Consider the following 6755-nt stretch of genomic DNA (forward strand, 5'->3'; position numbering starts at 1 on the left):
AAAGGAACCGTGATGTTTACTCTTGCTACCCGGCGTCTGCCGCTGGCGCTGATCGCCGCAGCGCTGCCCCTTTCCCTGACCCACGCCCAGGTGGCGCAGCCGCGCGCAGCGCAAGCGGCCCCGGTCGCGCAGCAACGCGTTCTTCCGCTGGAGGGCGGGCAAAACTTCCGTGACCTTGGCGGCTATCGCGCGTCTGACGGCCGAACGGTGAAATGGGGCCTCCTCTACCGCTCGGGTGCGATGAACAACCTGACGTTGAAGGATTATGAGACGCTGCGTGCGCGCGGCATCCGCAGCGTCTGCGACTTCCGCGATACGCGGGAGCGGGCTGCGGCACCGGTGCAATGGCCAGCGGGCGCCAAGCCGGCGGTATTCGCGGACGACTACGAAATGGACAGCAATTTTCGGGCGCTGATGAAGCCGGGCCTCACCGGCGAACAGGCGGCCGCGCTGATGGCCGAAGGCTATCGCGACATTCCGCTCCGTTTCGCCGGTCAGTACAAGCGCATGTTCGCGCAGCTTGCCGCAGGGAACGCGCCGCTGGCGTTCAACTGCTCGGCTGGCAAGGATCGCACCGGCGTCGCCGCGGCGCTGCTGCTCACCGCGCTGGGCGTGCCCTATGCGACCGTGATGGAGGATTATCTTCTCTCCAATCAATATTTTAAGCCCGACCGGATGAAGGCGGATCCGCAAGCCGCCGAGTTCGCGAAGCGGGTGTCGCCGGACGCGTTAAAGGCGATGATGGGGGTCGACCGGCGCTATTTGGATGCGGCGTTCGATGCGCTGCGCAGTCGTCCGGGTGGTCTCGAGGGCTATTACCGCAACGAGCTGGGCGTTGACGACGCTATGAGGAAAGCGCTGCGCGCGCGATATCTCGAGCGGGCCTGATGACCATGAGCGTGATCGGCGGCCGAACGCCCGTCACGCTCCCTCACGCCAGGTGCAGCCGCGCCTGGTCTGCCCAACGCCCCCATGCGTGGTGGCCGCCTTCGCCACCCGGGCGGCGCCCTGCTAAGCCGTGGTCATGACAAAGGCACCGATTCGCGTCGGCATCGGCGGTTGGACCTTCGAGCCTTGGCGCGGGACCTTCTATCCCGCCAAATGGCCGATCAAGCGCGAGCTGGAGTATGCCAGCCGCCATGTCACCGCGATCGAGGTGAACGGCACCTATTACAGCGGGTTCAAGCCGGCGACCTTTGCCGGATGGGCGCAGACCGCGCCGGACGGCTTCGTCTTCACGCTGAAGGCCTCGCGCTTCTGCACCAACCGCAAGGTGCTGGCCGAAGCCGGTGAATCCGTCGCCCGCTTCGTGGGGCAGGGGATCGTCGAGCTTGGCGAGAAGCTGGGCCCGATCCTGTGGCAGTTCATGGCCACGAAGAAGTTCGAACCCGATGATTTCGCGGCATTTCTCGCGCTGCTGCCCAAGGCGCACGAGGGCGTTGCGCTGCGTCATGCGGTGCAGGTGCGACACGAAAGCTTCCAGTCGCCGGCGTTCATTTCCATGTGCCGGGCGGCGGGCGTTGCCATCGTGTTCGGCGATTCGGCCGACCATCCCGCCATTGCCGATGTGACCGGCGACTTCGTCTATGCTCGGCTGGAAAATGCGGTGGAGGAAGAGGCGGCGGGTTACTCCCCGAAGGCGCTGGATCGCTGGGCAACGGCGGCGCGGCAATGGGCGACCGGGGCACTGCCAGACGACCTTCCCTATGTCAGCAGCGAGGTGCCGGAGCGGACGCCGCGCGAGACATTCGTCTTCTTCATCAACGGGTTCAAACCGAAAGCGCCGCGGGGTGCGATGGCCTTGATCGAGCGGCTGACGGCCTGATTCGGCCTGTTTCGGCCGTCTTCGGCCGTCTTCGGCCGTCTTCGGCCGTCTTCGGCCTGTTTCGGCCGTTTTTGGCCTGTTTTGGCCGATGTCGGCCAGATGATGTCGCGGCACCTTTATCGCAGCCCCGTCGCACGGTCGCAGCGGCGTCGCGGCGCGGATGAGGCGCGGGGCGTGCCCGTCTAGTCGGGCGGCATCAACACGATGCAACGGAGTTTCGCATGGCGACCGCTTTCGCCGCCGCTGCCGCTCGCCCGCGCGATACGGCGGAGCGGCGCTTCTATCGCTATATGGCGTGGCTGATGGTCGCGCTGGTCTTCGCCGGCTTTGCGCCGGGCTGGTTCCTGCGCGGCATGGTGCCCTCGCCGCGACCGCTGGCGCCGCTGGACGGGGCGGTGGTGGCGCATGGGCTGCTGTGCACATTGTGGCTTCTGATCTTCTGGACGCAGACGCAGCTCGTTTCGGCCGGGCGCCGGGACCTGCACATGCGGCTGGGCGTCGCGGGGCTGATCGTGGCGGTGCTGATGATTCCGTTCATGTACCTGACGATGATCCATCTGCCGCAGCGGATGACCCAGCCCCCGGGCGTGAGCCCCTATGGCTGGATGGCGCTGCCGATGGGGGCGCTGCTGTCCTATACGCCGCTCGCCGCGCTGGGCTTTATCCGCCGGCGTGACGGTCAGGCGCACAAGCGGCTGATGCTGGCAGCGACGCTGGTATTCATGGGGCCGGCAATGGGGCGGATCCCGCTGGGACCGCCATCGCCGGCCATGTTCACGGCAAGCCAGGTGATCGGGCTGCTGCCGTTCGGCCTGCTGTTCTGGTGGGACCGTATGTCGCTCGGCCGATTGCACTGGGCGAGCATCACCGGCGCTGCGCTGACCAGCGCGGGCGCGGCCTTTGGCGTCGGGCTGATGAATGCGCCCGGCTGGATCAGCGTGGCGCAGCGGCTGCCGGGGGTTTGACGAGACGGCCGCCGAGCCCGAGCCGGGGGGATGAAGCCAGATCTGCGTGACTCCCCGGCGAACGCGGGGGGAGGTGGAAAACAGATTTTGGCTGCCGCTGCGCGCGCCAGCCCCGTCCCCGGATCGGGCCCCGGCCTTCGCCGGGGAGACGACGCAAGCGGGTGGAAGCGATTTCGAGCGGAAGCTTCTAGACGGTCATGCCCTGAAGCAGGCGCGGCAGGGCGCCGCTTTCGCCGCGTGCCTCGGCCATGAAGCGATCCTTCAGCGGGGGAATGGCGTTCACCGCCGAGATCCCGAAGCGGCGCACGGCGCTGGCGGTGCGGCCCGGGATGCCGAACAGGCGGGTCAAGGTGTCGGTGGCGCCGGCGACCAGCAAGGTATCGAGGCTGCGCCAGCGGCGGTAGCGATCGAGCAATTGCGCGTCGCCCGCGTCAAGCCCCAGGCGGCGCCCTTCGACCAGCACCTCCACCAGCGCGGCCACGTCGCGGAAGCCGAGGTTCAGCCCCTGTCCCGCGATTGGGTGGATACCATGCGCGGCATCGCCGACCAGCGCGAGCCGCTCCGCCGTGATCGCGGCTGCATGGTGGAAGCCGAGCGGATAGCTCGCGCGCGGGCTCGCCTTGTACAAGGTGCCGAGAAAACCGCCCATGCGCTTCTCCGCCTCCGCCAGAAAGGCGCGGTCGGACAGTTTCAGCATCCCGGGGCCATCCGCCTGCTTCACCGACCAGACGATCGCGCAGCGATGCCCGTCCTCGTCGTCCACCAGCGGGAGCAGGGCGAAAGGGCCGGACGGATAGAAGATCTCAAAGGCGATATTCTCATGCGAGCGTTCGTGGTGGAACGCGCCGATGATCGCGGCATGATCATAGCGCCAGTGCGCCGTCGTGATCCCGGCGGCGGCACGGGTCGGCGAGTTGCGCCCCTCGGCGGCGACCAGCAGCGAAGCGGTGACCTCCGTGCCGTCGCTCAGCCTGGCGCGAACACCGGTGGCCGACCGCTCCACTTCGGTGGTCCGCGTCAGCGGCCGGAAATCGACCCCGCTTTCGCCGAGCGACTCGGCGAGCGCCCGGCGGAGCGCCCGGTTTTCGTACATGGTGCCGAGCGCGCTATCGTCCGCGTCCGGAATGAAATCGAGCGCGCCCGGCTCCAGCCCGTCGCTGACCCGGATCTGCCGAATCGCGCAGCCCTGCCCGGCCAGGCGGTCGGCAACGCCGATCGCCTCGAGCATACGGTGGCTGGCGCTGGCGATGGCGGAAGCGCGTCCGTCAAACCCGGCCGACAAGGTAACGGAGGGATCGGCCGGGTCGACGACGATCGTCGAGAGGCCATGGCGGTCCAGCGCGATCGCCAGCGTCGCGCCGACCAGCCCGCCGCCAAGGATGAGTACGTCCGCGTGCTGCATGTGCCTGGCCCTTGTATCCGTTCACGGCGCCTGTCCCGCTGGCTCACCGGCGCCTGCGTGGGACAAGGCGCCGGCCGTCACCGGATCAAAGGCTTGTGTTGCCCGCGCTCTAGCGCGTGGGGGCGGAAGGCGAAAGCAGCCGCTCAACCCAGGGCAATGATCGCGATCTGGCGGCCGTAATCGGGCTCGCCGCGATGGGTGGCACGGCGATAGCTGAAGAAACGGTCCTCGTCGGCATAGGTATCCAGCCCGAGCGCCTCGATCCGGCGCACGCCGGCGGTCGCGAGGCGATGGGTGACATAAGCCTCCAGATCGAATTGCGCATGGCCGGCGCGCGCGTCGACGAAAAAGCGCTCGTTGGCGGGATCCTCCCCTTCGAAGCGGCGACGGAAATCCTCGTCCACCTCATAGCTTGCCCGGGCGATGCAGGGCCCGATGGCGGCGGCGATGCGGTCTCGCCGGGCGCCGAGCCGCTCCATGGCGGCGAGCGTGGAATCGGTGACGCCGCCGATCGCGCCCTTCCACCCCGCATGTGCCGCGCCGATTACGCCGGCCTCCGCATCGGCCAGCAGGACCGGGGCGCAATCGGCCGTGAGGATGCCGAGCGCCATGCCCGGCCGATCGGTGACGAGCGCGTCGGCGCGGGGCCGCTCCTCCGGTGGTGCGGCGACGGTGACGCAATCGGCGGAATGGATCTGGAAACAGGTGACGAGCGGCGCGCCGGGGAGCACCGCCTCGGCCGCGCGCCGGCGGTTCTCCGCCACCGCCGCGGGATCGTCCGCCGACCCCAGGCCGACGTTCAGGCCGCCGTGCAGCCCTTGCGACACGCCGCCGCGCCGGCCGAGGAAGCCGTGCGGCACGCCGCCGATCGCGCGGGCCCGGATGACATCCAGGCCGGTCACAGATCCAGCCGCATGATCAGGTCACGGTCGATCTGGTCGCCCGTCTTGAAGGCATAATCGCCGATATGGACGAAGCCGTGCTTGGCATAAAAGGCCCGTGCCCGGTGGTTCTCCTCCCAAACCGTCAGCAGGATCGCCTGGCGGTTGCGCCGGCGCGCCAGGCCGCATGCCCAATCAAGCAGGTGCGCGGCGACGCCGCTGCCATGCGCCGCCGGGTCGACATAAAGCTGGTGCAGATGGAGCGTGCCCTCGGTCGGCACCTCGCCGTTGAAGAAGGTCGGCCCGACCTTGCAATAGCCGACCACCACGCCCCGTTCCAAGGCGAGCTGGAAGTCATAAGCGGGATCGGCAAGGTGGCGACGCAGCAAGCCGTCCGCCCCATAAGCATGAGCGACATAGGCATCGATATCGCCCGGCGGGGCGGAATGACCGAAGGTCGCGAGCCAGACGCGGCGCGCCATGGCATCCAGCGCTTCCCCGTCCGTGTTCACGGCATTGCGATAATCGATCATGCGAATCCTGCAGGCTCCGGCCAGTCACGATGGCGCATCGCCAGAACCTTGAACAGCGTTCCCATGGCCTCAACCAGGCGATCGCGATCCGGCGCGACACGCGGGCCGAGCGCGGCCGCGCGGGCATCGATCCCCAGCCGGGTGAGAAAGGCGCCCTGTGGCACCGGACCGGAGACAGCGGCGCCGCTGGCCGTGCCGACCATGCCGAGCGTGGCGAAGTCGACATGCGCCGTCAGGTCGCGCTCGCCCGGCTCCTCAAACGGATTGGCAAAGGCATGGCCGCGCACCGCCTGCAGCGTTTCGCCGAGCGCCGGGCCTTCATAGCCATAGTCGATGGCGAGCAGCGCGCCGCCCTGCGCCACGATGCGGGCGGCGAGAACGCGCATGATGCCGACGCTGGCCGGCGATGTTTCGATGATCGCGCCGGGCGCGGCCTCCCGCAGCGCGTCCGGGATGACGCTATCCGGCACCGCGGTGCCGGGGATCGGCAGGAACAGCAGATCCTGGCAGGCGACGATCCGCTCGTGCCAGCCGGTGCGCCCGCGGACCAGCTGGCGGATCGGCAGCGCATCGAAGAATTCGTTGGCGATGACGATGAGCGGTCGGTCGGCCGGCAGATCCTCGACATCGTCGTGCCAGGTGGCGGCGGGCACGCGCTCCGCCTGCCGCGTGCGCAGCACCGGGCTGGTCTCGACGAAATGGACCGGCGGGGCGAAGCCGGCGCGGGCGGCCGCGCGCATCGCATCGGCGGTGAGCGTGCCGCGCCCCGGGCCGAGCTCCACCCAGCGAACCTCTGGCCGGCCGGCGCGATCCCACAGATCCGCCGCCCATAGGCCGATCAGCTCACCGAACATCTGGCTGATTTCCGGCGCGGTGGTGAAATCGCCGTCCGCGCCGAGCGGATCGCGCGTGGCGTAATAATGCGCGTTGGCGGCGGCCATGAACTGGCTGACGGGGATCGGCCCGCCCAGCGTGATGGCACGGGCGAGCCGCTCGGGCAGATTGCCCTCCGGCGGGGTGGCGGGATCGTGATCGGGGATGTCGGTCATCGCTCGGCCCGACATGCCGATGTGCCACGGATCCCGCAAGCGACGGCGCTGCCCAACGGGAAGGAGCAGCGCGGCGGGTGCCATCGCGGGGGGTGGAGGG

At 68.9% G+C, this 6755-nt stretch carries 7 protein-coding genes; 3 read left to right on the forward strand and 4 right to left on the reverse strand.

Translation table 11 applies throughout. The features are described 5' to 3' along the window. Window positions 1-12: 12 nt before the first annotated feature. The 3 genes from AX702_RS02515 to AX702_RS02525 all read left to right on the forward strand — a co-directional run bounded on the left by AX702_RS02515 (window position 13) and on the right by AX702_RS02525 (window position 2790). Window positions 13-888, forward strand: a complete 876-nt coding sequence (locus AX702_RS02515) for a tyrosine-protein phosphatase (RefSeq protein WP_066775780.1) — start codon at window positions 13-15, stop codon at window positions 886-888. Window positions 889-1024: 136 nt separating this feature from the next. Then, window positions 1025-1825, forward strand: a complete 801-nt coding sequence (locus AX702_RS02520; RefSeq protein WP_066775782.1) for a DUF72 domain-containing protein — start codon at window positions 1025-1027, stop codon at window positions 1823-1825. 221 nt (window positions 1826-2046) lie between these two features. After that, a complete protein-coding gene (locus AX702_RS02525; RefSeq protein ID WP_066775783.1) occupies window positions 2047-2790 on the forward strand; it encodes a hypothetical protein in 744 nt (247 codons plus the stop codon). 187 nt (window positions 2791-2977) lie between these two features. Here the strand turns inward: AX702_RS02525 and AX702_RS02530 are convergent, their stop codons facing one another. From AX702_RS02530 to AX702_RS02545, 4 genes are all read right to left on the reverse strand, one after another. Next, a complete protein-coding gene (locus tag AX702_RS02530) occupies window positions 2978-4192 on the reverse strand; it encodes a UbiH/UbiF/VisC/COQ6 family ubiquinone biosynthesis hydroxylase (protein ID WP_066775784.1) in 1215 nt (404 codons plus the stop codon). A 143-nt stretch (window positions 4193-4335) separates the two neighbouring features. Beyond that, the gene (gene pgeF, locus AX702_RS02535) at window positions 4336-5094 is read right to left on the reverse strand and encodes a peptidoglycan editing factor PgeF (protein ID WP_066775785.1); all 759 of its coding nucleotides are present in this window, start codon (window positions 5092-5094) and stop codon (window positions 4336-4338) included. After that, window positions 5091-5606: a GNAT family N-acetyltransferase gene (locus AX702_RS02540; RefSeq protein WP_066775786.1), complete on the reverse strand. Its 516-nt coding sequence runs from the start codon at window positions 5604-5606 to the stop codon at window positions 5091-5093. Before AX702_RS02540 ends, pgeF begins: the two co-directional genes overlap by 4 nt. Continuing rightward, window positions 5603-6655: a class I SAM-dependent methyltransferase gene (locus tag AX702_RS02545; protein WP_066775796.1), complete on the reverse strand. Its 1053-nt coding sequence runs from the start codon at window positions 6653-6655 to the stop codon at window positions 5603-5605. The genes AX702_RS02540 and AX702_RS02545 overlap by 4 nt, the downstream gene beginning before the upstream one ends. Window positions 6656-6755: the final 100 nt, after the last annotated feature.

The organism is Sphingomonas sp. CCH5-D11 (assembly GCF_001557395.1).
Classification (GTDB): Bacteria; Pseudomonadota; Alphaproteobacteria; order Sphingomonadales; family Sphingomonadaceae; genus Sphingomonas.

Excerpts from the sequence above, each read along its gene's own strand:
- AX702_RS02515 (WP_066775780.1), top strand. The coding sequence starts at position 13 with ATGTTTACTCTTGCTACCCGGCGTCTGCCGCTGGCGCTGATCGCCGCA.
- AX702_RS02520 (WP_066775782.1), top strand. The coding sequence starts at position 1,025 with ATGACAAAGGCACCGATTCGCGTCGGCATCGGCGGTTGGACCTTCGAG.
- AX702_RS02525 (WP_066775783.1), top strand. The coding sequence starts at position 2,047 with ATGGCGACCGCTTTCGCCGCCGCTGCCGCTCGCCCGCGCGATACGGCG.
- AX702_RS02530 (WP_066775784.1), bottom strand. The coding sequence starts at position 4,192 with ATGCAGCACGCGGACGTACTCATCCTTGGCGGCGGGCTGGTCGGCGCG.
- AX702_RS02540 (WP_066775786.1), bottom strand. The coding sequence starts at position 5,606 with ATGATCGATTATCGCAATGCCGTGAACACGGACGGGGAAGCGCTGGAT.
- AX702_RS02545 (WP_066775796.1), bottom strand. The coding sequence starts at position 6,655 with ATGACCGACATCCCCGATCACGATCCCGCCACCCCGCCGGAGGGCAAT.